Annotated in this window: 23 protein-coding genes; 6 read left to right on the top strand and 17 right to left on the bottom strand. The window is 73.7% G+C overall.

What is annotated here, in order from left to right; all coding sequences use genetic code 11:
• Positions 1 to 4: 4 nt before the first annotated feature.
• The 16 genes from FB558_RS42835 to FB558_RS42760 all read right to left on the bottom strand — a co-directional run bounded on the left by FB558_RS42835 (position 5) and on the right by FB558_RS42760 (position 18700).
• Positions 5 to 1690, bottom strand: coding sequence for a (2,3-dihydroxybenzoyl)adenylate synthase (locus FB558_RS42835; protein WP_142065517.1), 1686 nt, complete (start codon positions 1688 to 1690; stop codon positions 5 to 7).
• The gene (locus FB558_RS42830) at positions 1671 to 3737 is read right to left on the bottom strand and encodes an acetate--CoA ligase family protein (protein ID WP_142065515.1); all 2067 of its coding nucleotides are present in this window, start codon (positions 3735 to 3737) and stop codon (positions 1671 to 1673) included. Before FB558_RS42830 ends, FB558_RS42835 begins: the two co-directional genes overlap by 20 nt.
• Positions 3734 to 5299 (bottom strand): FAD-dependent monooxygenase, encoded by a 1566-nt coding sequence (locus FB558_RS42825; RefSeq protein WP_142065513.1) that lies wholly within the window; start codon positions 5297 to 5299, stop codon positions 3734 to 3736. Before FB558_RS42825 ends, FB558_RS42830 begins: the two co-directional genes overlap by 4 nt.
• Positions 5299 to 6111: a fumarylacetoacetate hydrolase family protein gene (locus FB558_RS42820; RefSeq protein WP_142065511.1), complete on the bottom strand. Its 813-nt coding sequence runs from the start codon at positions 6109 to 6111 to the stop codon at positions 5299 to 5301. Before FB558_RS42820 ends, FB558_RS42825 begins: the two co-directional genes overlap by 1 nt.
• Positions 6108 to 7190, bottom strand: coding sequence for a cupin domain-containing protein (locus FB558_RS42815; RefSeq protein ID WP_142065509.1), 1083 nt, complete (start codon positions 7188 to 7190; stop codon positions 6108 to 6110). The genes FB558_RS42820 and FB558_RS42815 overlap by 4 nt, the downstream gene beginning before the upstream one ends.
• Positions 7187 to 8485 (bottom strand): MFS transporter, encoded by a 1299-nt coding sequence (locus FB558_RS42810; RefSeq protein WP_246107165.1) that lies wholly within the window; start codon positions 8483 to 8485, stop codon positions 7187 to 7189. Before FB558_RS42810 ends, FB558_RS42815 begins: the two co-directional genes overlap by 4 nt.
• A 159-nt stretch (positions 8486 to 8644) precedes the next feature.
• Complete coding sequence (locus FB558_RS42805; RefSeq protein WP_142065507.1) at positions 8645 to 9469, bottom strand: PaaX family transcriptional regulator; 825 nt, start codon at positions 9467 to 9469, stop codon at positions 8645 to 8647.
• Positions 9470 to 9754: 285 nt separating this feature from the next.
• Positions 9755 to 10144 carry a pyridoxamine 5'-phosphate oxidase family protein gene (locus tag FB558_RS42800; RefSeq protein ID WP_246107164.1) on the bottom strand — a complete coding sequence of 130 codons (390 nt, stop codon included), beginning with the start codon at positions 10142 to 10144 and terminating at the stop codon, positions 9755 to 9757.
• Between the two features lie 7 nt (positions 10145 to 10151).
• Complete coding sequence (locus FB558_RS44255; RefSeq protein ID WP_142065503.1) at positions 10152 to 10931, bottom strand: SDR family oxidoreductase; 780 nt, start codon at positions 10929 to 10931, stop codon at positions 10152 to 10154.
• Positions 10928 to 11920 (bottom strand): hypothetical protein, encoded by a 993-nt coding sequence (locus tag FB558_RS42790; RefSeq protein WP_170231841.1) that lies wholly within the window; start codon positions 11918 to 11920, stop codon positions 10928 to 10930. The genes FB558_RS44255 and FB558_RS42790 overlap by 4 nt, the downstream gene beginning before the upstream one ends.
• Positions 11921 to 12035: 115 nt before the next feature.
• The gene (gene ccrA, locus FB558_RS42785; protein ID WP_142065501.1) at positions 12036 to 13313 is read right to left on the bottom strand and encodes a crotonyl-CoA carboxylase/reductase; all 1278 of its coding nucleotides are present in this window, start codon (positions 13311 to 13313) and stop codon (positions 12036 to 12038) included.
• 38 nt (positions 13314 to 13351) lie between these two features.
• Positions 13352 to 14176 (bottom strand): enoyl-CoA hydratase/isomerase family protein, encoded by an 825-nt coding sequence (locus tag FB558_RS42780; RefSeq protein ID WP_142065499.1) that lies wholly within the window; start codon positions 14174 to 14176, stop codon positions 13352 to 13354.
• Positions 14173 to 15726: an AMP-binding protein gene (locus tag FB558_RS42775; protein ID WP_142065497.1), complete on the bottom strand. Its 1554-nt coding sequence runs from the start codon at positions 15724 to 15726 to the stop codon at positions 14173 to 14175. Before FB558_RS42775 ends, FB558_RS42780 begins: the two co-directional genes overlap by 4 nt.
• A 2-nt stretch (positions 15727 to 15728) precedes the next feature.
• Positions 15729 to 16292 carry an OsmC family protein gene (locus FB558_RS42770; protein WP_142065495.1) on the bottom strand — a complete coding sequence of 188 codons (564 nt, stop codon included), beginning with the start codon at positions 16290 to 16292 and terminating at the stop codon, positions 15729 to 15731.
• Positions 16289 to 17593 carry an MFS transporter gene (locus FB558_RS42765; protein ID WP_142065493.1) on the bottom strand — a complete coding sequence of 435 codons (1305 nt, stop codon included), beginning with the start codon at positions 17591 to 17593 and terminating at the stop codon, positions 16289 to 16291. The genes FB558_RS42770 and FB558_RS42765 overlap by 4 nt, the downstream gene beginning before the upstream one ends.
• Before the next feature lie 201 nt (positions 17594 to 17794).
• Complete coding sequence (locus FB558_RS42760; protein WP_142065491.1) at positions 17795 to 18700, bottom strand: LysR family transcriptional regulator; 906 nt, start codon at positions 18698 to 18700, stop codon at positions 17795 to 17797.
• 140 nt (positions 18701 to 18840) lie between these two features.
• Between FB558_RS42760 and FB558_RS42755 the strand changes: the two genes are divergently transcribed.
• Genes FB558_RS42755 through FB558_RS42730 form a run of 6 tightly spaced genes read left to right on the top strand, consistent with a single transcriptional unit; the run spans position 18841 to position 25161 of the window.
• Positions 18841 to 20793 carry an AMP-binding protein gene (locus tag FB558_RS42755; RefSeq protein WP_170231840.1) on the top strand — a complete coding sequence of 651 codons (1953 nt, stop codon included), beginning with the start codon at positions 18841 to 18843 and terminating at the stop codon, positions 20791 to 20793.
• Entirely contained in the window at positions 20790 to 21950 is a 1161-nt protein-coding gene (locus tag FB558_RS42750) for a thiolase family protein (RefSeq protein ID WP_142065489.1), read from the top strand. Before FB558_RS42755 ends, FB558_RS42750 begins: the two co-directional genes overlap by 4 nt.
• A complete protein-coding gene (locus FB558_RS42745) occupies positions 21947 to 22360 on the top strand; it encodes a Zn-ribbon domain-containing OB-fold protein (RefSeq protein WP_142065487.1) in 414 nt (137 codons plus the stop codon). Before FB558_RS42750 ends, FB558_RS42745 begins: the two co-directional genes overlap by 4 nt.
• The gene (locus FB558_RS42740; RefSeq protein WP_142065485.1) at positions 22357 to 23562 is read left to right on the top strand and encodes an MFS transporter; all 1206 of its coding nucleotides are present in this window, start codon (positions 22357 to 22359) and stop codon (positions 23560 to 23562) included. The genes FB558_RS42745 and FB558_RS42740 overlap by 4 nt, the downstream gene beginning before the upstream one ends.
• The gene (locus FB558_RS42735) at positions 23562 to 24023 is read left to right on the top strand and encodes a MaoC family dehydratase (protein ID WP_142065483.1); all 462 of its coding nucleotides are present in this window, start codon (positions 23562 to 23564) and stop codon (positions 24021 to 24023) included. Before FB558_RS42740 ends, FB558_RS42735 begins: the two co-directional genes overlap by 1 nt.
• Positions 24016 to 25161 carry an acetyl-CoA C-acyltransferase gene (locus FB558_RS42730; protein ID WP_142065481.1) on the top strand — a complete coding sequence of 382 codons (1146 nt, stop codon included), beginning with the start codon at positions 24016 to 24018 and terminating at the stop codon, positions 25159 to 25161. The genes FB558_RS42735 and FB558_RS42730 overlap by 8 nt, the downstream gene beginning before the upstream one ends.
• On the opposite strand, the gene FB558_RS42725 is transcribed toward FB558_RS42730, so the two are convergent.
• A complete protein-coding gene (locus FB558_RS42725) occupies positions 25144 to 26382 on the bottom strand; it encodes a PucR family transcriptional regulator (RefSeq protein ID WP_142065479.1) in 1239 nt (412 codons plus the stop codon). The two genes, FB558_RS42730 and FB558_RS42725, sit on opposite strands and share 18 nt — an antisense overlap.

Below are 26382 nucleotides of genomic sequence, written 5' to 3'. Positions count from 1 at the left end.
CGGCTCACGCGGACGCGGCGGCCAGCCGCGCGGCGATGTCGGCGCGGAGCGCCTTCTTGTCGATCTTGCCGACCTTCGTGGAGGCGAGCTCGTCGACCACGACAAGGTGCTCGGGCAGCGTGAACCGCGCCACGCCGATCGCCTCCATCGAGGCCCGGATCTCCTCGAGCGTCACGGTCGCGCCCGGCCGGGGCACGACGTAGAGGCAGACCCGCTCCCCCAGCTCCCGGTCGGGCATGGCGACCGCGGCCACCTGGGCGACGGCGGGCAGCTGGTAGACGAGGTTCTCGACCTCCTCGGCCGAGATCTTCTCCCCACCGCGGTTGATCATGTCCTTGTCCCGGCCCTCGACGACCAGGTTGCCCTCCGGGGTGCGCCGGCAGATGTCGCCGGAGCGGTACCAGCCCTCAGCGGTGAAGGCACGCGCGTTCTGCTCGGGCGCGTTGTAGTAGCCCCGCGGGGTGTACGGGCCGCGGGTGAGCAGCGACCCCGGCTCGCCCTCGGGGACGTCCCGGTCGAGCTCGTCGACGAGGCGGACCTCGTCGTCGGGGCACATCGGGCGGCCCTGGGTGGTGCAGACGAGGTCCTCGGGGTCGTCGAGGCGGGTGAAGTTCAGCAGTCCCTCGGCCATGCCGAAGACCTGCTGCAGCGTGGCACCGAGCACGGGCGAGACCTTGCGGGCCAGCTCGTCGGCCAGGCGCGCGCCGCCGACCTGCAGCACCCGCAGGCTCGCGACCTGCGCCGCCCCGGCGTCCGCGGCGTGGTCGAGCCAGCGCCCGGCCACCGCCGGGACGACCGCGGTGTGGGTGACGCCCTCGGCGGCGATCGTCGCGAACGCCCGCACCGGCTCCGGCGAGGGGAGCATGACGACGCGGCCGCCGGCCAGCAGCGTGCCGAGGATGCCGGGACAGGCCAAGGGGAAGTTGTGACCGGCGGGCAGGCTCACCAGGTAGCAGGTGTCGGCGTCGACGCCGGCGACCTCGGCGCTGCGGCGGGCGTTGTAGGCGTAGTCGTCGTGGGTGCGGGCGATCAGCTTGGGCAGCCCCGTCGTCCCGCCCGACAGCAGGAAGACCGCGACGTCGCGGCTGCCGGGCGCGGCGGCGTCGAGGCGGGCGCGGTCGGCATGCGGGTCGTCGCCGGTCCCGCAGAGCGCGCGCAGGTCGACGCTGCCCGGGCCGATGTCGTCGCCGGCCACGAGGACGTGCCACGGACCGCCGGTGACCGCGCGGACCTCGCCCGCCAGCTCGTGCGCCAGCGCCTGGTGGTCGAAGTCGCGCAGCCGGTCCGGCACGGCGATCGCGGTGGCCTCGGCGTGCTGGGCCAGGTACGTGAGCTCGGTCCGCCGGTGCGCGGGCAGCGCCATGACCGGCACGATCCCGGTGCGCAGGCAGGCGAGGGTGAGCACCACGAACTCCCACCCGTTGCCCAGCTGCACCACGATCCGGTCGCCGGGGCTCATGCCGAGATCGAGCAGCCGGGCGGCCGCGGCGTCGGCGCGCGCCGCGAGCTCGCCGTGGGTCAGCCGCACGCCTGCGGCGGCGTCGACGAGGGCGGGGGCATCCGGCCGGCGGTCGGCGACCTCGCGCAGCAGCGCGCCGAGCGGGACGCCCGCCCAGTAGCCCTTCGCGACGTAGTCGGCCGCGACGTCCGCGGGCCAGGGCACCGTGTGGTCATTGATCGGGGCGGGCATCGGCGGCCTCCTCGGGGTCGCGGGACAGGACGACGGCGTCGAGGGCGACGAGGCCGTCGGGGGTGAGCCGGAGCGGGTTGACCTCGATCTCGTCGAGGCCGGGGTTGGCGACGAGCAGGTCGCCGAGAGCGGACGCGGCGCGGCCGAGCTCGGCGGGGTCGAGGACGGGGCCGCCGCGCCAGCCGTCGAGCAGGGTGTGCCCGGCCAGCTCGGCCGGCATCCGGGCCGCCTCCCCCGGGGCGAGCGGCGCGAGCCGGATCGCGACGTCGGCCAGCGCCTCGGCCGTGGTGCCGCCGAGCCCCAGCAGCAGGATCGGCCCGAACACCGGGTCGCGGCGGGCGCCGAGCACGAGGTCGACCCCCGGGGGCGCCATCCGCTCCACGAGGTACCGGTCCGCGCCGATCGCGGCGAGCCGGTCGAGGGCGGCGTCGAGCTGCGCCGGATCGGCGATGCCGAGGTGGACGCCGCCGACCTCGGTCTTGTGCAGGACCGCGGCGTCGAGGATCTTGACCGCGACCGGCCCGCCGAGCTCGGCCAGGGCGGCGTGCGCCTCCGCCCGCGACGCGCACACCCGGCGGGGGACCGTGACGATCCCGAGCCGGTCGAGCAGCCCCTTGGCCTGGTCCTCGTCGTGCGCTCCGCCGATCCCCGTCGGTACCTGGCGCGCCACGACGGCGTCCGACCGCCGGGCCCACGCGCGCGCGTCGGCGAGCAGGGCACCGATCCCGGCGGCGACGCCGCGCGGGTCGGAGGCGACGGCGATCCCGGCCGCGAGCAGGTCGCGTCGCCCCTGGACGACGGCGTCCCCGGTGCCGCCGAGCCCGAGCACGACGGGCACGTCCGGGACCCGGCCCGCGCGGGCCGCGGCGATCAGGTCGACGGCGTCGGGCTCGTGCAGCGCGTAGCCGGCGACGACGTCGATCTGCGGGTCGGAGGCGACTGCGTGGAAGACCCGGCCCAGCTCGGGCCCGGGACGGCCGGTGTCGACCGGGTTGGCCTGGAAGGTCAGCGGGGGCAGCAGGGTCGCCAGCACCTCCCGCGTGGCCCCGGCCAGCTCCGGGACTCGCGCCCGCCTGCCGCGCAGGTCGTCGAGCAGCAGCAGACCCGGCCCGGCCTGCGCGGTGACCACACCCACGCCCGGGTCGCGCGTGGGCCGGGCCCGGGCGACCGCGAGGGCGCCGACGGCGTCGACCAGCTCGCGCTCGTCGTCCACCAGCACCGCTCCCGCCTGCGCGAGGGCGGCCCGGGTGGTGCGCCAGGACGTGGCCAGGGCACCGGTGTGCGAGGCGGCGAACGCCCCGACGTCGTGGCGGCCGACCACCAGGGCGACGACCGGGCGGCGGGCCGACAACCGGCGCACGGCGTCGACGAGCCGGGGCCCGTCGGCGACGGACTCCACGTGCAGGGCGACCGCAGCGGTCTCCGGGTCGTCGGCGAGGTGGTCGAGCACGTCCGGTGCGGAGACGTCGACGGCGTTGCCCAGGCCCACCGCGAGGCTCACGCCGTGCCCGGCCTCGGTGAGCAGGAAGGACAGGGCATGGTTCACCCCACCGCTGGCCGCGACGACGGCGACCCGGCCGGGCCGGACCTGCTCGACGCCAGGGACGAAGCTCGCGGTGACCCCGGCGTGCGGGGCCAGGAAGCCGCTGGTGTTCGGGCCGAGCAGGCGGATCCCCGTCTCGGCGACCACGGCTGCGAGCTCCTCCTGGTAGCCCACCCCCGAGCCACCGGCTTCGGCGAACCCGCCGCCGCACACGACCGCGGCGCCGGCACCGGCGCCGGCCGCCTCGGCCAGCACGCCCGCGCACGCCGCGGCCGGCACGCAGACCATGGCGAGGTCCACCGGACCGGCGTCGGCTGCGTCCCGCATCGACGGGTGCATGCTGTCGTCGCGGCCGTTGACCAGCGCGAGGTGCCCGCCCCTCGCGGCGAAGCCCCCGAGGGACCGGGCCAGGGCGGACCCCAGCTTGGCGGGGTTGCGGGAGGCTCCGACAACGGCGATCCCCTTCGGCGCGAACAGCGCATCCAGACTGCGGGCGCTCGTCATGCGGGGACCCCCACGAGGTCGGCGCGGCCCGAGAGCACCGTCGTCAGGGCGCGGTCGGCCAGGCCCTCGCGGTCGCCGGCGTCGACGAGCAGGGCGGGCAGCCGGTCGTGCATGCGCGCCTGCTCGCACACCAGTGTCCGGGTCAGCGGAGTGCCGCCGTGCACCGCGACGAGGACGGGCTGCAGGCCCGCGAGCTCGCTCAGGTGTGCGAACACGGCGGGCAGCCCGTCCTCGCTCTCGGGTGCGGCGAGGCGCGCGCCCCACGGCCCGGGCTGCGGCCCGTCGGACAGCGGGAGGTCACCGACCCGGGCCGGCACCCCGCCGGCGCTCGAGACGCCGACCAGCCGCCCGGGGGTGGACCAGCCGCCGCGCGTGAACGGCGTGTCGAGGGGCTCGGCGCCGTGGGTCGCGACCCAGCCGCGGTGGCTGGCGGCGACGAAGTCGGGGTCGCGCCGGGCGAGCCGGGAGTCGGTGATCGACCGCGAGAGGAAATGGTAGGCGAACTGCCAGGGCTCGAACTCGTCGTGGTAGCGCCCGAAGTGCTCCCACCAGGCCAGGCTCGGCCGCGCCGAATCCTGGATCTTGCGCACCGACGGCTGAGCGGCCGCCTCGTACTCCGCGAGCGCGGTGGGCAGGTCACCGGGATGCGCGGCCAGGGCGCGCGACAGCGCGACCGCGTCCTCCATCGCCATCTTCGTGCCCGACCCGACGGAGAAGTGCGCGGTGTGCACCGCATCGCCCAGCAGTGCCACCGGGCGCGGGTCCAGGGTGTGCCAGCGGCGGGTGCGGCGGGTGCGGAAGTTGCCCCAGCGGGAGTTGTTGACCAGCAGCCTCTTGCCGTCGATCTGGTCGGCGAACAGCTTCTCCAGGTACTCCTTCGAGACCAGGTCGCTCTCCCCGGGCGGGCGGGTCACGTCGAACTCGTCGAGCCCGGCGCGCCGCCACGAGGCCTCGTCGGTCTCCACGATGAAGGTCGACACTGCATCAGAGATGGGGTAGCCGTGCACCGCGAACACGCCGTCGGGGCTGCGCTCGTGCACGAACGTCAGGCCGTCGAACAGGTAGTCGGTGCCGAACCAGATGAACTTCGCCGATGCTGTCTCGACCTCGACGTCCAGGTCGGCGTCCAGCCGCTCGCGGATCTTCGAGCCGGTGCCGTCGGCCGCGACCACCAGGTCGTAGCCCGCGAGGTCGTCGAGCGTGACCTCGCATCCGAACCGCAGCTCGGCACCGACGTCGCGGGCGCGGGCCTGCATCAGCGCGAGCAGTGTCCGGCGCACGATCGCGGCCATGCCGTTGCCGCCGCAGCGGATCCGCTCGCCCTTGAGCCGGACCTCGATCTCGTCCCAGTGCCGGCCGTGCTCGGTCAGCGCCTGGCGCAGCACCGGGTCGGCCTCGTGGATCCCGGCCAGGGTGCGGTCGGAGAAGACCACGCCGAAGCCGAACGTGTCGTCGGCGCGGTTGCGCTCGAACACGGTGACCTCGACCGACGGGTCGGCCCGCCGGAGCAGGGTGGCGAAGAACAGGCCACCCGGGCCGCCCCCCGCGACGGCGACGCGCATCAGTTCCCCTTCACCAGGGTGTTCCGCAGCTCGCCCACGCCCTCGACGCGGGTGACCAGCTTCGAGCCCTCGGTCAGGTAGCGCGGGGGCGTGCGCGCGTGCCCGACGCCACCGGGTGTACCCGTGGCGATGATGTCGCCGGGCACCAGCGTGACGATCTGCGAGATGTAGGCGACCAGGTCGACCGGTGAGAACACGAGATCGGCGGTGTCGGCCTCCTGGACGACGTCGCCGTCGACCTCGCACGAGATCTCGCCCGGCTGCGCGTCGGTCACCAGCCACGGCCCGACCGGGGTGCTGCGCTCGAAGGTCTTGCCCTGCAGCCACTGCACCGAGCGGTACTGGAAGTCCCGCGCCGTGACGTCGTTGACCACGGTGTACCCGGCGATCGCCGCGCCGGCCTGCTCAGGGGTGGCGTGCCGGACCTCGGCGCCGATCACCACGCCGAGCTCGGCCTCCCAGTCGACCTGCTGCGAGCCCGCCGGCAGCTCCACCGCGTCGTACGCCCCCACCAGCGCGCGGGCGAACTTCGCGAACAGCGCCGGGGTTCGGGGGAGCTCCCGGCCCATCTCCAGGATGTGGGTGCGGTAGTTCAGGCCGACGCAGAAGACCTTCTCCGGGCGCGGGACCAGCGCGGCGTAGTCGAGCCCAGCCACCTCGTGCCGCGGCCCGTCGGCGTCCTGCGCCGCCGCCTCCCAGTCCGGCCACGCCAGGAACTCCCCGAGGTCGGTGGCACCGAGCTCGACCGCGGCGTCGTCGTCCACGCGGACGGCGGCGGTCCCGGTGGCGGTGCGGATCGTCGCGAGCTTCACGAACGGTCCTCCCGTGCGGTACGGGCCAGGCCGAGGGCCTCGAGGACGGGCTCGTCGGAGTAGCGGAAGGCATCGAGGCCGGAGTCGGTGTCGAACGCCAGACCGGCCCACGAGGGCACGCAGAACAGGTCTCCCGTGCCGACCTCGTAGCGCTCGTCGCCGACGGTGACCACGCCGGAACCTTCGAAGACCTGCCACACCGAGGAGCCCGCGTTCCGGGTGAGCGCCGTGTGGGTCCCGGCGCGGAGCCGGTGCATCTCGCAGCGCATCGTCGACAGGCAGTCCCCCGCCGTGGCGGGGTTGGTGAACCGGACGACCGCGTGCCCCGGCTCGACGACGCCCGGGTGCCCCTCGCGCTCCAGCTCCAGCTGTGCGGCCAGCGCGGCGTCGGTGTGTTCCCACCGGTAGGCCATCAGCGGGGACGCCTTCGGGGCCGGCGCGCCGACCGGCGTCAGGCCCGGGTGGCCCCACAGCCGCTCGTTGCGCGAGAACGCCGGTGTCTCCTTCGTGGCCAGCACGTCCGGGCCGAACTCGAAGAACCCGGCGTCGATCGTGCGGACCAGCGGGATGTCCAGGCCGTCGATCCAGGCCATCGGGTGGTCGGTCGTGTTGTGGTGCTCGTGGAAGTGCATCCCCGGGGTGAGCAGCAGGTCGCCGCGGCGCATCGCCACCGGGTCGCCCTCGACGTTGGTCCAGACGCCCTCGCCCTCGACCACGAACCGGAACGCGGTCTGGGTGTGCCGGTGTGCCGGTGCCTCCTCGCGGGGGCCGAGGTACTGGATCGCGCACCACAGCGTCGACGTCGTGTACGGCGTGCCCGGCAGACCCGGGTTGGCCAGCGCGATCGCCCGGCGCTCCCCACCCCGGCCCACCGGCACCAGCTCACCGGCCCGCTCGGCCAGCGGCAGCAGGGTGGACCAGCGCCACAGCATCGGCACCGAGTCCGGCACCGGGCTGGTCGGCATCAGGCCGCCGATCTGCGTCCACAGCGGCGTCATGTGCGCGGCGTCGAACGCCGCGTACAGCTCGTCGAGCTGCTCCTGCTCCTGCGGGGTGATCTCGGGGACGGTCGAGGTCATGCCGTCGCCTCCTCCTTCGTCGTCGATTCCGCCGACCCGTCGGACGCCGGGACGGGTGAGGGGTTCCCGCCCGGCCGCGGGACGAGAGCGATGAGCAGCGCCCCGGCGAGCGCGGGCACCGCGAAGCCGTAGAAGTTCCACTCGATGCCGATACCGGACGCCAGGACCCAGCCGCCGAACAGCGGCCCGACGATCGCACCTGCCCGGCCGACGCCGAGCGCCCAGCCGAGGGCCGTCGCGCGGACCGCGGCCGGGTGGTGCACGGCCACGTACCCGTTGACCAGGATCTGGGTGCCGACGCTGCCGAGGCCGGCGACGGCCACCGCCACGAGCAGCAGCCACGTGTCGACCCGCTGGCTGAGCACCAGCAGGCAGGCGGTGGCGAGCAGGAACGCGGCCGCGGTGACCGGCTTGGGCCCGAACCGGTCCGCGAGCACCGAGGCGGAGATCGTGCCGACGACGGCGCCGAGGTTCAGCACCAGCAGGAACGTCAGGGCCGAGCCGAGCGGGTAGCCCGCCTCGCGCATGATCTGCGGCAACCAGGTGTTCAGGCCGTAGACCAGCAGCAGCCCGCAGAAGCTCGCGGCACCGAACAGCAGCGTGGCGGCGAGCGTGCCGCGGCGGAACAGGGCCCGCGGGCCCGCGGTGCCGGTGGCGGCGGCCCGCTCCGCGCGCAGCGCCTGCAGGTCGACCCCGTAGCGTCCGGCGAGCTCCCACGCCTCGTCGTCACGTCCCTTGGCCAGCAGGTAGCCCACCGACTCCGGCAGGAACCTCCACGCCAGCGGCAGCACCACGACCAGCGGTGCCGCGCCGATGGCCATCAGCGGGCGCCAGCCGTGGTCGGCCGCGAGCAGCAGTGCCAGTACCGCGGCGAGCACCCCGCCGACCGAGTAGCCGGCGAACATCAGCGCGTTGTAGAGCTGCCGCCGCCCGCGCGGGGCGTACTCCACGGTCAGCGCGATCGCCGAGGGGATGACCCCGCCGAGGCCCAGACCCGCCAGGAACCGCAGCAGGCCCAGCGCCTCCGGGCTGGGCGCGAGGGCGCAGGCCACCATCAGCACCGAGAACCAGGTGATCCCGATCAGCATGATCCGGCGGCGTCCGATCGCGTCGGTGACCGCGCCGGCGCCCAGGGCGCCGATGAGCATGCCCGCCAGGGCGTAGCTGCCGATGGCGCCGGCCTGCGCCGGGCCCATGTTCCACCCGGGTTCGGCCAGCAGGCTCGGCACTGCCGAGCCGTAGACGATCAGGTCGTAGCCGTCGAAGACGATCGTCAGGAAGCACAGGGCCACCACGACGAGTCCGGATCGGGCAGCTGGGCTTGTCGCCTGTGACACGAGCACCACGCTCCTCGGTGAGACGCACACGTCGCCGTCATGGCGAGTGGCGTCCCCAAGCTACAACACTGTGACGACGACCGTCCATCTCTTGTAACTCTTCTTGGCGGACGAGCCCTAGCCCGCCGCCTCCTCCGGCATCGCGACGGCACCGGTCAGCGCGTCGACGCAGGCCTCGGCAGGCCCCCGCAGGAGCCCGTGTGCCTCGAGGAACACCTCGTGGGCGCGCCGCCCGTTCCAGCCCGCCGGCAGCAGCTCCGGGGGCAGGTCGGGGTCACGGAAGGGGAAGCGCCGGTAGTCGTGGACGAGGTTCATCCGCTCGACCAGTGCGTCGGCCCCCTGCAGCTCGCCTGCCCGGTAGGCGGCAAGGCGAGGTTGGTAGGCCTCCAGCAGCTGCGCGTACGCGCCGTCGAGCTCCTCCAGGTCCCAGGCACGGGCGGCGATGTCACGGTCGGCCTCGGTGCCGCCCGAGCGCGACCGGAACACGTCGAGCTGCACGGCGGGTTCGCCGGCGAACGCCTCGCGCACCTGCCCGGTCCGGTCGTGCGGGCTCAGCCACACCGCGGCCGACAACGGCCCGAACCCCACCCAGGCCAGCTTCTTGCGCAGCTGCTCGCGCAGGCCCCGCTCGGCCTCCGGCACCGAGTAGATGACCATGTGCCACTGCCCGTCCCACGGGCCCTGGACCCGGTGGAAGATGCGCTCGCGGCCCTCGTCGAGCAGCGCCCAGGCCGCGTCGGTGAGCGCGTACAGCGTCTCGCGCCCCTCCCGGCGGCTCGACAGCCAGCCCTCCTTGCGCAGCCGAGTGACCACGACCCGCACGGTCGGCTCAGGGACGTCGAAGCACCCCATCAGCGACACCAGGCTGCGCAGCCGGGCCTCCCCGCCCCGGTAGCGCAGGTAGTCGCCGAACAGGTCGAAGACCAGTGACCGCGCCTTCACGAACACCTCCCGCCGAGCGCACGAGACGTGCGCCGTCCGCCCAGTGTCACACCAGGTGGCGCCGGATCGGGCGCCGCGGGCCGCTCCGGCGCCGGTCCCCCGGCTCACGACACGCGTCCGGTTCACGACGATCGGCAGATCGGGCGCCTCCGCGGACCGACAGCATGACGGCTGCGCACCGACCGCACAACGACCGTCCGGTTTTCGTAGTGCTTCGACCCGTTCCTGGTCGCCGTCGACCTCGCTCAGGAGGGCGCGGTCCGGTCGGCGAACACGGTCTCCCGCTCACCCGTGGCCGAGGACCCGGGTGATGCGGATGCTGAGCACCACCCGCTGCGGGTTCGGCCGCGGTACGCGGTACCGCTGGGCGTAGCGGCGTTCGGCTTCCGCCACGGACGCGGGGTCGTCGAGCACGAACGCGCGACCTTCGAGGGTCGCCCAGCGCCGACCGTCCACCTGGCACACCGCCACCGGAGCGCCTTCAGGGCCGCAGGCCCGGACGTTGCGCACCTTCCGGGAACCTCGCGAGCTGATCACCCGTGCCGTCATCGTGTCGAAGTCGACGCTGACGCCGACCGGCACGACGTGCGGAAGACCGTCGGGTCGCAGCGTCGTCAGCGTGGACAGGTGCCGCTCGGTCCAGAAGGTCCGGTAGCTCTGGTCGATCCGGGACACCGCCCCATCATCGCCCACGCATGACCTGCCGTAGCGGTTGCGTCCGGGCGGAGGCCCATTCGGCCGTCGAGCACGTCGCGCAGGCTCGAGGCTGCGCAGGCCCCTCACACACCGACATCTGCCCTCGCACACCGACTGCAGTCGGTGTGGCAGCGCAGGAATCGGTGTGGGACCGCGTCAGCGGCTCCAGACCGCGCGGTGGTCGGCGGCGAACCGGTGGGCGCGTATGCGCCCGGCCGCCGTGGCCGCCTCCGGCGAGGCAGCGCGCCGCCAGCGCCCCGACGTCTCGGGCGTCCACGTAGGACATCCGCGCGTCCCCTGCGGGCACGACGAGGCGGTCGCGCTCGCGGATGTCGGCGGCGTGCACGGTCACGAGGTTCTGCATGAAGTTGCCGGCCCGCACGTGCGTCACCTCCATCCCGGAGTCGTCGAGCCACCGCTCCACCACGCGGTGCGGCAGCAGCGGGTTGTGCTCGGCACCGAGCACCGACAGGAACACCACCTGCCGCACGCCCGCGGAGCGCGCCGCCTCCACCGCGGGCAGCAGGTCCCGGCGCACGTTGCCGACCCGCGGGGGCCGCACCAGGAACAGGCCGCTCGCACCGTCGAACGCCGCACCCCACGTCGCCGGATCGGTGAAGGAGAACCGGACGTCCTCGACGCGGGCCGCGGAACGCGGCGTCCGGCTCGCCGCGCGCACCGCGCCCCCCTGCGCCACCAGCTCGTCGACCACGAACCGGCCCACGGTCCCGGTGGCACCGGTGACGACGACGGGCCCCCGGCTCATCGGCGTTCCCGCGCGGTGGCGGGTCGGCGCAGCCGGGCGATGCGCAGCCCGGCCCACACCAGCAGCGCCACGACCCCGACCAGCAGGTACTCGATCAGCGGGATCCGGACGACCTCGTGGACGCCGCCGAGACCGCGACCGGTGTAGACGATCAGCACCGCGCCCACGTACACGGCGGCGAACGCCCAGCGCACCGCGCGCGACAGCCCGAGACCGTGCATCTGGGTGAGGACGAAGACGCCGAGGAACCCGAACAGGAACATCGGCCACATGCCGTCCGGACCGGAGTTCATCACCGCCACGAGCGTGCCGTGCACCGCCACCAGCAGCTCGAGCGTGAGGGTCCACCAGCGGTTCGTGTGCGCCCTGGTAAGGAACAGGCTGCCCTGCAGCATCAGCAGGAAGATGTAGAAGAAGCCGATGAGGTGTCCGCTCGTGGTCTCCATCGGGTGGTACCAGAACGTGTAGACGACGGCCCAGCTGAACAGGTAGCCGTGGTAGCGCCGGGCGAAGCGCACGATCTCGACGCGGATCGGCGCCGGGCGGCCGAGGAACAGGCCCCGTCGCCGGTTCTCCATGAGCAGCACCACGACCAGCAGCAGCACGACCGAGCCCTGCGAGCTGAAGATCGAGACGTCCTGGGCGAGGCCGTCGTAGAACAGGTGGGTCTGCACCTCGTGGAGCCCGATGAAACCGGCGTTCGCGACCAGCGCGACGACGTTGACCGGATGCAGGCCGTCGGAGTAGCGGCGCACCCGCGTCTGCGCGTAGAAGATCAACGCCCAGGACACCAGCTGGTGCGCCGCGTACCCCAGCCACGCCGACGCGCGCGTCCAGACCGTCGGCTCCGGCAGCTGCCAGTAGTACCAGCTCGCGCCCTGATCGGGACCGAGCTCGACGCCGGAGAGCGACTGCCCGAGCCACCACACCGCGCCGGTCAACAGCACGCTGGCGAGGACGCCCCACACCAGCGTCCGCTCCCTCTGCACGGGGAACAGCCTAGGCTTTACTCAGCAGGCTGACCAATTGGCGTTCGGCCCTGCACCTCCAGGATCTGATCTTCCGTGGCGGCCGGAGAAGAAGGTCAACGGCCGCCGCCCGGCCTCAGGCCCGCCCCGAGCCGGGCCCCGCAGCCCCGACGAGCGCCGAGACGTTGCCGAAGACGTCCTCGCCGCGGCCCATGGCAGCGTGCGCAGCTCCGATCTCGTCGAACGAGATCGTTCTCCCCAAGACCGGATCGATCTTGCGATCGCGGACGAGATCGTTGTAGGAGATGGCCTGCTCGTCGTTCGTCCCGTGCGAGCCCTGGAACCGCTTCTGCCGGGTCCAGTGGTACCGCAGGTCGACCACGGCGTCGTAGCCCGTGGTGCCGGCGCAGATGACGACCATTCCACCGGGGCGGCAGACGAAGATGCTCGTCGGGATGGTCGCCGTACCCGGGTGCTCGAAGACGATGGCCGGGTCCTGGCGGCTGCCGACGATGTCCCAGATCCGCTTGCCGAACGCGCGCGCCTGGCTCGTCCACTCCTTCTGCCCCGCCGCGTCCTCGACCAGCGGGGGGATGCCCCAGTGCGAGAACTCCCGCCGGTCGATCCAGCCGGCCGCGCCGTACTTCTCGGCGTAGGCACCGCGCTCGGGGTCCGAGACGACGGCGACCGGAACGGCACCGGCGAGACGTGCGAGCTGGGTGGCCTGCGTGCCGAGCCCCCCGGAGCCGCCCCAGACGAGGACCACGTCGCCCTGCTGGACGGTGTTCCCGGCCCAGCCGTGCAGCATCCGGTATGCGGTGGTGCCGACCAGCGTCGGCGCGGCCGCCTCCTCCCAGGTCAGGTGTTCGGCCTTCGGCAGGACCTGGTGCGCCTGCACCCGGGTGAACTGACCGAACGACCCGTAGTTGGTGTCGTAGCCGTAGATCCGGGCGGAGCCGGCGATCATCGGGTCGCGTCCCTCGAGCACCCACGGGTCCTGCGCGGACCACCAGCCGGGATGGGTGATCACGTGCTGCCCCACCTCAATCCCGGTGACGTCCTCGCCCACCGCGTAGACGATGCCGGAGGCGTCGGAGCCACCGATGTGGAAGTCCTCGGGCTCGCCCCGCTTCCGGCGGACCGCCACCTGGTCGACCGGGACACCGCGGGCCGCCCACACGTTGTTGTAGTTGATGCCGGCCGCCATCACGGCGATCAGCACCTCGTCGGGGCCGATGGCCGGGGTGGCGACGACCTCGGGGGCGAAGGCCGTGGCCGGATCGCCGTAGCGGTCGGGGCGCACGACCTGGGCGTGCATGTGCGAGGGCACCGATCCCACGGGGGGCAGCTCCCCAACGGGGACGGGGTCGACGCCGGGGCTGACCACGCTGCGGCGGTCGGTGGATTGAGTCATGGCGGTCCTCCAGTTCGATGTTTCGGTTCTGGCCGCGGTCAGTCCGTGCTGGAGTAGCGGGCGTCCCGCCAGGCGAGCGCGGCGCCGAGTCCCTTGGTCTCGACCAGCTCGGTGAACTCGGCGCGCTCCGGCGTCGCCGCGGAGTTCAGGATCGCGGCGATGTCGTGGTTGGCCGCCACGGCGTCGCGCAGCCCCATCGCCTCGTACGCCCGGGTGATCGACCGCTTGGTGTAGCGCAGGATCGACAGCGGCGTGAGGGCGACCTTGCGGGCGAGCCGGTCCACCGTCGCCTCGAGCTCCCCGACAGGCACCACCTTGTTGACCATGCCGAGCTGCTGCGCACGCCCGGCGTCGACGACGTCGCCGGTGTAGAGGAGCTCGTTGGTCGCCTTCTGCCCCAGCAGGAACGGCATCAGGAGCGTGACCGGGCCGGACCCGAACCGGATCTCCGGCTCGCCGAACTGCGCGTCGTCGGAGGCGACGACCAGGTCGCAGGCCATGGCCAGCTCCCAGCCGCCCGCGAGGCACCAGCCCGAGACCGCACCGATCACGGGCTTGCCCAGTCCCCACACCTTCATCGTGAGGCCGATGTTGTTGCCCAGGCCGGCGTGCCACTGCTCGGCGGTGGAGACACCCATCTCCACCTCCTGGGCGATGTCGTAGCCCACGCTGAAGGCGCGCTCGCCGCCGCGGAGCACGACAACCGTGACCGCGTCGTCGCGCTCGACGAGGTCGAGGGCCTCGGACAGCTCCGCCATGAGCTCGACCGAGAGGGCGTTGAGCTTCTTCGGCCGGTCGATGGTCAGCCAGGCGACGTCGCCGCGGATCTCGGTCTTCACGAACTGAGTACTGGTCTCGTTCATGCCACTCCTTCGTTGACTCTGCAGTGGGCGCGCAGCGCCCGCTTGTCGACCTTCCCCACGGCGGTCACCGGGAGCCGGTCCACGATGGTGATCACGTCGGGCAGCCAGAACCGGGGGAACCGTTCGGCCAGATACCGGCGCAGCTCGGGCTCGACCGCGGCGGGCGCCTCGGCGGAGAGCACGACGAAGGCCACCGGTCGCTCGACCCACCGCGGATCGGGGCGCGCGACCACCGCGGCGTTCGACACGGCCGGGTGCGTGCACAGGTGCTGCTCGATCTCGGCGGAGGCGATCCACTCGCCGCCGGACTTGATGAGGTCCTTGCTCCGGTCGTGCAGGTGCAGGCGGCCCTCCTCGTCGAGGGAGGCGATGTCCTCGGTGTCCAGCCACCCGGACGGGTCCCGGGGGCCACCCACGACGAAGGCGCCCCGGACCTGCAGCCGGCCACGCTCGCCCGCGCCTGCAGCGGCTCCCTCGCCGTCCTCGCCGGCTATCCGGGCCTCGACCAGCGGGACGAACCGACCGGCCGAGCGGCTCGGCGCCTCCCGCTCGTAGGTGCTGCAGGCCATGGTCTCCGTCATCCCCCATGCCGTGGCCACCCGCGCACCCAGCTCCCGCTCGACGAGCTCGACCACCGACTGCGGAACCGCGCTGCCGCCGCTGAGGACCTCGCGCAACACCGCCGGCCGCAGCCGGGGCGCCCCTGCCACGAGCCGGCACACGTCGAACCACACCGTCGGCACCGCCGCCGCCACGGTGACGCGGTGCGCCGAGAGGATCTCCGCGATCCGCGCGGCGCCGAGGTCGCCGCCGACGAGGACGAGCGAGGAACCCGTGACGGCCGCCGTGAACGGCAGGCCCCAGCCGTTGACGTGGAAGAACGGGGCCAGCGGCAGCACCCGATCGCCACGGCGCAGGCCGGACGCGTCCACGGTGGCCTGAGTCAGCGCGTGCAGGACCACGTCGCGGTGCGTGACGGCGTAGGTCTTGGCCGGGCCGGTCGTGCCACTGGTGTGGAAGTAGAAGGCCGTGGCGTCCTCCGGCGACTCCGGCCGGTCGACGGGCGTACCGCCCTGCGCCATCAACGCCGCCACGGATCCCGGTCCCGTGCTGTTCGTCGGCAGCACCGGCACCCCGCGGCGGGCGAGCTCCTCGACCGCGGTCCGGACCGCAGGGCCGGTGGACGGGTGCAGGGTGACCTCGTCGTCCACGACGAGGAGGTCCGGCCCGTGGTCACGAGCCTGCCGGACGAGGGCGTCGGCGGTCAGCCGCACGTTGAGGCTGTTCACCGCGGCACCCAGGGTGGGGACCGCGAGCATCAGCGCGAAGTGCTCGACCGTGTTGAACGCCATCACGGCGACGGTGCTGCCCGCCGTGATCCCGTGGTGCCGGTGGAGGGCGGTCGCCAGCCGACGCGCGCCGGCGGCCGTCTCGCTGAACGTGCGCGGCACCGGGCGGGACGCAGCGCCAGGCACGCCGACGACCTGGGCGTCGCGGTGCACGTGCTCCATCCGCCACAGCAGGTGGTCGATCGTGAGCGGCAGCCCCATCGCTACGCCAGCACCGTGGTGACCTGGACGGGCCGGGCGAGGGTGTCGCGGATCGGGGACCGCTGCTGCACCGCGTCCGTGAGCTCCTCGAGCTGCTCGCGCGACGCGTTCGGCGACTCCGCACGGACGGTCACGCGGATCTCCTGGGCGCCGGGCCGGACGTCGTCGTCCAGGTTCAGGAAACCCTGCAGGTCGAAGTCGACCTCCAGGTCGAGCGCGAGCGCGGACAGCTCGATCCCGCGGACGGTGGCGTTCGCCGCGAAGGTCACGGCGTAGCAGCCCGCGAGGGCCTGCAGCACGTACTCGCCGGGGCTGGCCGCCTTGTCGGTGCCGAGCAGGGCGGCCGGCTCGTCGGACTCCAGGGTGTACCGCGCGGTCCGGTCCGCCACCGCCTCGCCGTTCTGGCGCACCTCGCCGGTCACGGCCCTCTGGTGGCACCCCTGCTGCCAGTCAGCGCCGAGGGTGAAGGTGACCGCCGCGAGGTGCGGGTTCTGCCGGACCGCGGCGAGCGTCGCGTCGAGCGCGGCCCTGTCGACGCCGTTGAGAGCGGTCTTCGCCTGGGTCATGTCAAGTTCCCTTCGGGTGTGCGAACTGCGGGACGGTGGGACGGGGCTGCGATGTCCTTGCGGAAGGTCTCGGGCGCCAGGTAGGCGCAGACACCCGTGATGACGCTCAGGACGAGGAAGTAGGCGACGACCAGCCACGGGCGGCCGTCGTTCGCGGCGAGCAACACGGTCGCGATCAGCGGGGCGAAGCCCCCCGAGAGGACCGCGCCGAACTGGTAGCCCAGCGACGCGCCGCTGTAGCGGACGCCCGTCGAGAACAGCTCGGAGAAGAACGCCGCCTGCGGCCCGTACATCGCGTCGTGGAACAGGTTCAGGCCGACGACCATGCCGACGACGATCAGGACGGGGTTGCCCGTGTCGGCGAGCAGGAAGAACGGGCCGATGAACAGCGCGCTCGTGATCGTGCCGAACAGGTAGAGGGGCCGCCTGCCGTACCGGTCGGAGAGCGAGGCCCACGCCGGCACCGACACGAGCCCGATGGCGGAGGCGATCAGGACCGACTGCAGACCGATGTTCGAGTCCGCGCCCACCGAGTTCGCGAGGTACGCGATGCCGAACGTCGTGTAGAGGTAGTACACGGCGTTCTGCGACATGCGCATGCCCGCCGAGAGCCATACCGGGCGGCTCTCGTTCCGTATCACGGCGGCGAGCGGGCGTTCCGGCAGTTCGTCCTTCTCCTTCATCGCCGCGAACGACTCCGGCTCCACGAGACGAGCGCGGATGACGTATCCGAAGATGACGAGCACACCGCTGACGAGGAACGGGATACGCCATCCCCAGGAGAGGAACTGGTCCGGATCCATCGACGTCCGGGCCAGGGTGAAGGCTCCGACGGCGAGCAGCATGCCGCCGGACACGCCGATCTGGGTGAAGCTGCCGAACAGGCCGCGCCGGTGCGGCGGCGCGGTCTCGACCGACATCAGCGCGGCGCCACCCCACTCGCCGCCGACCCCGAAGCCCTGCGCGAGGCGCAGGACCAGGAGCATCAGCGGTGCCCAGATCCCCACGTGGTCATAGGTCGGGAGCACGCCGATGAGCGTGGTGCTCACCCCCATGATCAGGAGGGACGCGACGAGCATCGCCTTCCGGCCGATCCGGTCGCCGACGTGGCCGCCCACCAATGCGCCCAGCGGGCGGGCGAGGAATCCGACCGCGTAGGTGCCGAACGCGGCGATCAGCCCCACCGCCGGCGAGACATCGGGGAAGAACAACGGACTGAACACCAGTGCGGCGGCAGTGCCGTAGAGAAAGAAGTCGTACCATTCGATCGTGGTTCCGACAAAGCTTCCGATGGCAACCATGCGCACGGAATTGGTGCGCCGCGTCATTGCTTGCGCCATGTGGGATCACCGTTCTGGTCGGCGAGCAGCCGGCAGAGCCGCCCGACAAAATGCGGTGGTGGACTCCGGAGAGTCAACAGATAACCAGCGACCCAACTGCGCGGCAACGACCAACTTTCCACATCGCTGTGCATCCGTGCACAGCGGCGGCGGGGGGATCCGTCAGTACGACGCGCGGGTGGCCAGCTCGAGGCCGGTGTGCTGGTCGACCAGGTCTTCCACCATCCGCGCCACCGCGCGGATCCGGGCGAGCCTGGTCAGGTTGCGCGGGACGAGCAGCCAGTAGCTGTGCGGGATCGCGGAGTCGAAGCCCTCCACCCGCTGGACCCCGGGTGTCACGTCGCCGATCCAGGTGGGCAGGAACGCGATTCCCAGCCCCTGCCGGGCCGCGCTGATCTGCCCGGCGATGGTGTTGGTCTGGATCACGGGTCGCGCGGTCGGCACCGCGCGGAAGAGGGTCTCGTGGGTGAGGCCGCCCAGGGCGTCGTCGACGTACCAGATGAAGTCGTCGCCCCGCACGTCCTCGACCGATCCGATCGGCCGGTGCCCGTCGAGGTAGGCGGGCGAGGCGTAGAGCCGCAGCTCGTACTCCGTCAGCATGTGCGCACTCACCGCGCGGGTGCCGGGCCGCTCGATCGCCACGGCGAGATCGAACTCGCGCGTTCCCAGTGACGCGTGCCGGTTCGCCGTGACGATCTCCAGCGCCAGCCCGGGGAACGCCGAGCGCATCTGGGCGAGACCGGGGGTCAGCAGGTAGCTCCCGAAACCGTCCGGAGTGATCAGGCGGATCGAGCCGGTCAGGTACTGCCCGGTCTGGAGGCAGTCCTCACGGGCGGCGCTCACGGCTGCCTCGACCGCCTCCGCATGGCCGAGGAGGCGAAGACCGGCCTCGGTGAGACGCCATCCGCTCTGTTCGCGGTGGAACAGCCGCTGTTCGACCGACCGCTCGAGCCGGGAGATGTGGCGTCCGACGGTGGTGTGGTTCAACCCGAGGTGCTTGGCCGCCTCCGTCAACCGGCCGCGGCGGGCCACCTCGAGGAAGATTCCCAGGTCGTCGGCCGAAAGCATCCGAACACCCTAGTCGCGGGTCGACCTCGTAGGTCATACGAAGTTCTCGTCCCGTCTCCTCGCTCTCGCGCATATCGCCGGCCTCGACCCGCTCCTAGCGTCGTGGGAAAGGCGGAACCGACCCTTCGTGGAGGCCGACGTTGACCTCGACCACGCCCGACTCCGTGCTGCGTGATCTCGTCTGGCACCCCGGTCCGGCCGAGCTCGGACGGAGCCGGTTGGCCGCGTTCCTCCGATCGGTCCGCGAACCCGATCTCGCCGCCCTCGACCGGCGGGCTCGGCAGGATCCCGCGGCCTTCTGGGGATCGGTCACCGACTGGCTGGCGTTCGACTGGCAGCGCCCGCCCACGGCGGTGCTCGACCAGCTGTCCGTTCCGCACGAGACGCGGTGGTTCCCGGACGGCCGGTTCAACCTGGCCGACAACGCGGTGCACCGGTGGGTCCGCAGCGGTCGGGGCGACGATGTCGCCGTCCTCGCCGAGGACGAGCGCGGCACGAGCCGGACCCGGACGTTTCGAGGGCTGGCCGACGAGGTGGATCGCGCGGCCGGTGGGCTCCGGTCGCTGGGCGTCGCACCCGGCGACCGGGTCGGCATGCAGCTGGGCATGACGGTCGAGTCGGTCGTGCTGCAGCTCGCGTGCGCCCTCGTCGGCGCCGTGGTCGTACCGGTCTTCTCGGGCTTCGGACCGGGCGCCGTCGCCGATCGCCTGCGGCGCTCGGGGGCGGTCGTGCACGTGGTGGCCGCGGCCGTGGTGCGCAGGGGCCGGACGGTCCCGCTGCGCGCGCAGACCGCCGAGGCGCTCGCCGAGGCCCCGTCGGTGCGGCGCACCGTCGTGGTCGGGTCGCCGGAGCCCGGCACGCGGCTTCCCGGTGAGCTGTCGTGGGAGGCCCTGCTCGCCTCGGGAGCCCCCGCGGCCGCGGTCCCGCTGGCCGCCGACCACCCGCTGCTGATCGCCTACACGTCCGGCACGACCGGGGCGCCCAAGGGCGTGGTGCTGAGCCAGGCGGGGTTCGCGGTCAAGGCGGCGTCGGACGCCGCGTTCTGCTTCGACGTCGGCCCCGGCGACGTCGCCTGCTGGGTCACCGACCCCGGCTGGATCATGAGCCCGATCACCGTGCTCGGCGGGTTGCTGGCCGGCAGCGCCGTGGCCCTCTACGACGGCGCGGTCGACCACCCCGACCCGGAGCGGCTGTGGCGGGTCGTGCGCCGCCTCGGCATCACCATGCTCGGCGTCTCCCCCACCCTCGTGCGGACCCTCGCCGCGGCCGACCCGGACCTCGCCGCCCCCGACCTCGGGCGGCTGCGCGTGCTCGCATCCAGCGGCGAGCCGTGGACGCCCGACGCCTACGCATGGCTGTTCGACACCATCGGCCGCCGCGCGTTGCCGATCATCAACTACTCGGGCGGCACCGAGGTGTCGGGCGCGATCCTCTCGAACACCACCACCCGGCCCATCCACCCGTGCGGCTTCGCGGGCCCCCTTCCCGGGATGGCGGCGGAGGTCGCCGGCGACGACGGCGAGCCGCTGCGCGACGGCGTCGGCGAGCTCGTCCTGCGCGCGCCGTCGCCGGGCATGCCGACGACGTTCTGGGGCGAGCCCAAGCGGTACCGCAGGACCTACTGGGACCGGTGGCCCGGCACGTGGGTGCACGGCGACAGCGTCGAGGTCGTTCCCGGCGATCCGCCGGTCTGGTACATCCGCGGGCGCAGCGACGACACCCTGAAGGTCGCCGGGAAGCGGGTCGGCCCCGCCGAGGTCGAGGGCATCGCGAACGGCGTGCCCGACGTCGTCGAGTCCGCGGCGGTCGGCGTGCCCGACCCGGTCAAGGGCGAGGCGATCATGGTCTTCCTCCGCCTGGCAGCGGGGGCCGACGAGGGCGCGGCCCGCGCCGCGGTGGCGGCGGCGGTCGTCCAGCGTATGGGGAAGCCGTTGCGCCCCAAGGCCGTCCTCGTGGTCGACCGGCTGCCGCGCACCCGCAGCGGGAAGATCATGCGCCGGGTCGTCCGCACGGTCCACCTCGGCGAGGACGTCGCCGACGTCACCGCGCTCGAGGACCCGGCCGCGCTCGACGCGATCCGGGCGGCGCGATGACCCTGCACCGCACCTGCGCGATCACCGGCGCCGCGGAGATCGCCCCGCGCCGGACGACACCGGGGCAGACGACGCTCGGCCTCATCGGCCGGGTCGGCGCCGCGGCCGTGGCCGACGCCGGCCTCGAGCCGGGCGACGTCGACGGGCTGCTCGTCGGGCCGCAGGTGGGCGAGACCCCGCAGCACGTGCCGGCGACGGTCGCGGAGTACCTGGGCCTGACGCCGCGGTACGGCGACGTCGTCGACCTCGGCGGGGCCAGCGGACCCGGCATGGTGTGGCGCGCCGCCGCCGCGATCCAGGCCGGAATGTGCGACACGGTGCTCTGCGTCCTCGCCAACACGCGCGACCCGGCGGTGACGCCGCGGTCCCCGAACCGCAACCCGATCCGGGAGTTCGACGTGCCCTACGGCGCCAGCGGCGCCAACCAGGCCTACGCCATGGCCGCGGCCCGGCACATGCACGACTTCGGGACGACGGCCGCGCAGCTCGCCTCGGTCCCGGTGTTCGAGCGGCGCAACGCCGCCCTCAACCCGGACGCGGTGTTCTCCGGCAAGGACATCACCGTCGAGGACGTCCTGGCCTCGCCGATGATCGCCTGGCCGCTGCGCCAGCTCGAGATCGTCATGCCCTGCGGGGGCGGCGCCGCCGTCGTCGTCCAGCGCCGCGAGCGCGCCCGCGGCGGAGGGCACCGGCCGGTCGTGCTGCTCGGGGCCGGCGAGAAGCTCACCCACCGGGCCCTGAGCCAGGCCCCCGACCTGACGACGACACCGCTGGCCGCCGCGATCGCCGCCGCCTACGACATGGCCGGGATCGGGCCGGGCGACCTCGACGTGCTCTCGCTCTACGACTGCTACTCGATCATGCTCGCCCTGACGCTGGAGGACGCCGGCCTGTGCCCGAAGGGCGCGGTCGGGCCCTGGATGGCCGACCAGGACTTCTCCGCGCGCGGCAACCTCCCGCTCAACACCCACGGTGGCCAGCTCGCCTGCGGGCAGGCGGACCTCGCAGGCGGGATGTGCCACCTCGTCGAGGCGGTGCGGCAGCTGCGCGGCGAAGCCGGCGCCCGGCAGGTCGCGAACGCCGAGCTCGCCCTGGTCACGGGCAACGGCGCGACGCTCGGCGAGGAGGTCGCCCTGGTGATCGGAGCCGACGCGTGACCGTGTCCCGCCCCGGACGGCTGAGCACTCCCGCCACGGCCGAGTACTGGCGGGCAGCGGCGGACGGCACCCTCCTGATCCAGCTGTGCCAGGCCTGCGGGCACCACCAGCTCTACCCGCGCACCCTCTGCCGGACGTGCTGGTCGGACGACCTCGGCTGGGTCGAGGCCGCGGGCACCGGGACCGTCTGGACGTTCACCGTGATCGAGGTTCCCGGGCATCCGGCCTGGCGGGCCGAGACGCCCTACCCGCTCGCCGTCGTCGAGCTCGACGAGGGCCCGCGGCTGCTCAGCGGCGTGCTGCGCCAGGACGCGTACGCGGTCCACGTCGGGCAGCGCGTCCGGTTCGTGGCCGACGCCGCCGGCGACCCGGCGGGCCCGCTCCCCTACTTCGTGCCGGACCGGCCGTGAGCCCGGGGCTGCAGCGCGCGGCCGTCGCCACCGTCCAGGTGCTCGGCCTCGCCGTGTGGTTCTCGGTGTCCGCGGTGGTGCCGAGCCTGCGAGACGAGTGGGGCATCAGCACTGCCGCCGCCGTCTGGCTGACCGGCGCGGTCCAGCTCGGGTTCGTCGCCGGCGCCCTCGGGTCCACCGCGCTGAACCTGGCCGACCGCATCCGCCCGCACCTCCTGCTCGCCGCGAGCGCCGCGACTGCCGCGGTGTGCACCGTGGCACTCGCCCTGTTCGTCGACGGGATGGCGGGCGCGATCCCGCTGCGGTTCCTCACCGGGGTGTGCCTCGCGGGCGTCTACCCGGTCGGGATGAAGCTCATGGCCTCCTGGTCGGACCGCGCCGGCAGGGGGCGCGCGCTCGGCATCCTCGTCGGGGCCCTCACGCTCGGCTCCGCGCTCCCCCACCTGATCGGCGGGCTCGGGCCGCTGCCGTGGCGGTCCGTCCTGCTCGCGGCGGCCGGCCTCGGGGTGCTGGGCGCGGCCGTCGCGCTGGGCGTGGTCCGCCCCGGACCGCACCTCGCGGCCGCCGCCCCCGCACCCCACCCCCGGTACGCGATCAGGATGTTCGCCGAACGCGGTCCGCTCCTGGCGAACCTCGGCTACTTCGGGCACATGTGGGAGCTCTACGCCCTGTGGACGTGGATCCCCGGTTTCCTCCTCGCGGCGCCCGCGGCCGCGGCCCTGCCCGCGTCGACCGGGATCGTCGTGTTCGTCGCGATCGGGGTCGCCGGGGCGGCCGGCTGCCTGCTCGGCGGCTGGGGCGCCGACCGGTACGGCCGCTCCCCCGCCGCGGTCGCCGCGCTCGCGGTCAGCGGGGCGTGTTGCCTGCTGTCCCCGCTGGCCTTCGCCGCCGGTCCGGCCCTGCTCGTCGCGTTCTGCGTGCTCTGGGGCGCCGCCGTGATCGCCGACTCCGGGGTCTTCTCCACCGCGCTCAGCGAGGCCGCCGACCCCCGCTACGTGGGCACCGCCCTCACCGCGCAGACCGCGATCGGGTTCGCCCTGACCGTGGTCAGCATCCAGCTCGTCCCACTGCTGGCCGAGGCGGCCGGGTGGCGCTTCGCCTTCCTGCTGCTCGCCCCCGGCCCCCTGCTCGGCGCGCTCGCCATGCGCGCGCTCGGTTCCCGCGTTCCTGCCCGCACCACCCCGTTCACGAAGGAGTCGTGATGACCGCGACCACCCCGGCCGCCTGGCCCCTCGGCATGCCCGAGGTCGGCGCCACCGCGGAGCTGTCCCGCACGGTCGGCCCGAACGACATCGCCCTGTTCACCGAGCTCTCCGGCGACCGCAACCCGCTGCACTACGACGAGGCGGCCGCCGCGTCCTCCCGCTTCGGCGAGATCGTCGTGCAGGGCGGGATCACGAGCGCGGTGCTCAACGCCGTCGTCGCCGAGCGGCTCCCCGGTCCGGGCACGGTGTTCCTCTCCGTCGCCTGGAACTTCACCGCGCCCACGCGGCCGGGAGACACGATCACCGGGAGGGTGGAGGTCACCAGCGTGCGGGAGGACAAGCCCATCACCCACCTCGCGTGCACCGTCACGCGCGACGACGGCGTCGTCGCCCTCGAGGGCACGGCCGTCTGTTGGACCATGGCGATGCCCGGCTGGAGCGGACCGGCCGATGCGTGACGACACACCGGTACTGCTCAGCGCCGCGCGCACGCCGGTCGGCCGGTTCACGGGCGTGCTCCGCGACACGGACGCGGTCGATCTCGGCGCGCACGCGGTCCGCAGTGCGCTCGCGCGGGCCGGGGACCCGGTCCCCGACCAGATCCTGCTCGGCAACGTCGTGCAGGCCGGCAACGGGCAGAACCCGGCGCGGGTCGCGGCCGTCCGGGGTGGCGTGCCCACCACCGTCCCCGGCATCACCCTCAACAACGTCTGCCTCGCCGGCATGACCGCGGCCGGCATGGCCGCGACACTGGTCCGGACCGGGGAGATCGACGTCGGCCTGGTGGGCGGCTTCGAGTCCATGAGCAGGGCCCTGCACGGCGTCCAGGTGCGTGCCGCCGCGAAGGTGGGCGACGGAGCCATGGTCGACCTGCTCGTCCGCGACGGTCTGTGGTGCGCGCTCAGCGAGCAGGGCATGGGCGAGATGTCCGACGCCGCCACCGCGCAGCTCGGGATCTCCCGCGCCGACCAGGACGCGTTCGCCCTGGCCAGCCACCAGCGCGCCGCGGCGGCCACCGGCCGGCTCGCGGAGGAGATCGTCGCCCTGCCCGGGCTCGACCACGACGAGGGCGTGCGACCCGACTCGACGATCGACCGGCTCGCGAGGCTGCGTCCGGCCTTCACCCCGGACGGGACCCTCACCGCGGGGAACTCCTCCCAGATGTCCGACGCCGGGTCCGCCGGCATCGTGACCAGCGCCGGGCGCGCCGCGGCGCTGGGCGTCGAGCCGCTCGCCGAGATCGCCGGCTACGCCGCCGTCGCGGGACCGGATCCCACGTTGCACCTCAAGCCCGCGGTCGCCGCTCGGGACCTGCTGAAACGTCACGGCCTCTCCCCGGGCGACGTGGACCTGTGGGAGATCAACGAGGCGTTCGGCGCGGTCGTCATCGCCACCATGCGCGACCTGGAGATCGACCACGACCGCGTCAACGTCAACGGCGGCGCGATCGCCATCGGCCACCCGCTCGGCGGGTCCGGGTTCCGGCTCGTCATGACGCTGGCCTTCGAGATGCGCCGCCGCGGGGCGGAGCTCGGCGTCGCCGCGATCTGCGGTGGCGGCGGCCAGGGCGGGGCGCTCCTACTGCGGCGGCGGTGAGGCCCTCAGCCTGCGCGCCAGCAGCGCCAGGGACAGCACCAGCAGGTCGCGCGGCCTGCGGGGGTCGTGGCCCGAGATCTGCGCGATGCGCCGCAGCCGGTAGACGACGGTGTTGGGGTGCACCTGCACCGCGCGGGCGGCGTCGGTGACGCTGCTGCTCGCGTCGACGAAGGCCTGCAGCGTCCGGAGCAGGTCGGCGCCGCGCCGCTCGTCGTAGGTGGTCAGCGCGCCGAGCGCGGCGGACACCAGCTCGCCGACCAGCGGGTGGTCGAGGACGATCCGCTCGAGCAGCACGTCGTCGTGGCGGACCGGCTCGGCGGCGTCGAGCAGCAAGGCGATCCGCGCGGCCTCGGCCGCGTCGGCGTAGGACGCGGGCACCCCGTCGAGGCCCGCGCGTGCAGCGCCGACCCCCACCGCCACCGCGAGCTCGCTGCAGAGCGCCGCGGCCAAGTCACCTGCGTCGGCGCCGCCCGCCGGTTCGGCGGGCCACAGCACGACAAGTGCCGACTCGCGGATCCCGACCAGGGGATGGGCGCCTGCGGCGAGCCGTTCGCCGAGCTCGACCGCGGGCCGGACCAGCGTCTCGACGCGGGCCGTGCCCGCGTCCCGCCTCGGCATCGCGACGACCGCCGAGTACGTCCGGGCGGCGGAGAGGCCACCGCCTGCGACTTCCGCCACGTCGGCGCGCCCGGTCAGCAAGGCCTCCAGCAACGCGTTCCGGGTGACCTCGCGGTCGCTCCAGACCAGCATCGCCTCGCGCATGAAGCCTGCGGCCGTGCTGGCACCAGCTCGTTCCACATGGGCGAAGATCCGCTCGCCGATCGCGAGCGATGCCGCGGACTCCGCCGGCAGCGCCGGGTCAATGGACTCCCGGAACGCCGCCCACACCTGCTGACCCCAGATGGTGAACGAACGCATCACCGCATCGACCGGGATGCCCATCCGCATCCGGTTGCGGCCGAACCGCTCGAACGCGCGCCGGTCGAACGGTTCCGCGACCCCGCCCAGGTCGGCGAGGAGCGCATCGAGGTTGGCCCGCGCCGACCGCACGAACTCCGTGCGCTCCGCCGCGGCCACCCGCGCGTAGTCGCCGATGTCGTCGGCGTACGCCGCCGCGATCCGGACCGCCAGTTCGTCGGCCTGCGCGGCCACCCGGGCGGCGATCTCGGCGACCACGCGCCGGTCGGGCCCGGCGTCGCCCGGTTCGCGGGTTCCGCTCAT

Origin of the sequence: Pseudonocardia kunmingensis (assembly GCF_006716445.1) — a bacterium.
Lineage (GTDB): Bacteria > Actinomycetota > Actinomycetes > Mycobacteriales > Pseudonocardiaceae > Pseudonocardia > Pseudonocardia kunmingensis.
The sequence above is the reverse complement of the archived record's forward strand: the minus strand, read 5'-3'. Positions and strand labels throughout refer to the sequence as shown.

What these genes read in the sequence shown, in the direction of transcription:
- FB558_RS42835 (WP_142065517.1), bottom strand. Translation starts at nt 1,690, where the DNA reads ATGCCCGCCCCGATCAATGACCACACGGTGCCCTGGCCCGCGGACGTC.
- FB558_RS42830 (WP_142065515.1), bottom strand. Translation starts at nt 3,737, where the DNA reads ATGACGAGCGCCCGCAGTCTGGATGCGCTGTTCGCGCCGAAGGGGATC.
- FB558_RS42825 (WP_142065513.1), bottom strand. Translation starts at nt 5,299, where the DNA reads ATGCGCGTCGCCGTCGCGGGGGGCGGCCCGGGTGGCCTGTTCTTCGCC.
- FB558_RS42815 (WP_142065509.1), bottom strand. Translation starts at nt 7,190, where the DNA reads ATGACCTCGACCGTCCCCGAGATCACCCCGCAGGAGCAGGAGCAGCTC.
- FB558_RS44255 (WP_142065503.1), bottom strand. Translation starts at nt 10,931, where the DNA reads ATGAGCCGGGGGCCCGTCGTCGTCACCGGTGCCACCGGGACCGTGGGC.
- ccrA (WP_142065501.1), bottom strand. Translation starts at nt 13,313, where the DNA reads ATGACTCAATCCACCGACCGCCGCAGCGTGGTCAGCCCCGGCGTCGAC.
- FB558_RS42780 (WP_142065499.1), bottom strand. Translation starts at nt 14,176, where the DNA reads ATGAACGAGACCAGTACTCAGTTCGTGAAGACCGAGATCCGCGGCGAC.
- FB558_RS42775 (WP_142065497.1), bottom strand. Translation starts at nt 15,726, where the DNA reads ATGGGGCTGCCGCTCACGATCGACCACCTGCTGTGGCGGATGGAGCAC.
- FB558_RS42770 (WP_142065495.1), bottom strand. Translation starts at nt 16,292, where the DNA reads ATGACCCAGGCGAAGACCGCTCTCAACGGCGTCGACAGGGCCGCGCTC.
- FB558_RS42765 (WP_142065493.1), bottom strand. Translation starts at nt 17,593, where the DNA reads ATGGTTGCCATCGGAAGCTTTGTCGGAACCACGATCGAATGGTACGAC.
- FB558_RS42760 (WP_142065491.1), bottom strand. Translation starts at nt 18,700, where the DNA reads ATGCTTTCGGCCGACGACCTGGGAATCTTCCTCGAGGTGGCCCGCCGC.
- FB558_RS42750 (WP_142065489.1), top strand. Translation starts at nt 20,790, where the DNA reads ATGACCCTGCACCGCACCTGCGCGATCACCGGCGCCGCGGAGATCGCC.
- FB558_RS42735 (WP_142065483.1), top strand. Translation starts at nt 23,562, where the DNA reads ATGACCGCGACCACCCCGGCCGCCTGGCCCCTCGGCATGCCCGAGGTC.
- FB558_RS42730 (WP_142065481.1), top strand. Translation starts at nt 24,016, where the DNA reads ATGCGTGACGACACACCGGTACTGCTCAGCGCCGCGCGCACGCCGGTC.
- FB558_RS42725 (WP_142065479.1), bottom strand. Translation starts at nt 26,382, where the DNA reads ATGAGCGGAACCCGCGAACCGGGCGACGCCGGGCCCGACCGGCGCGTG.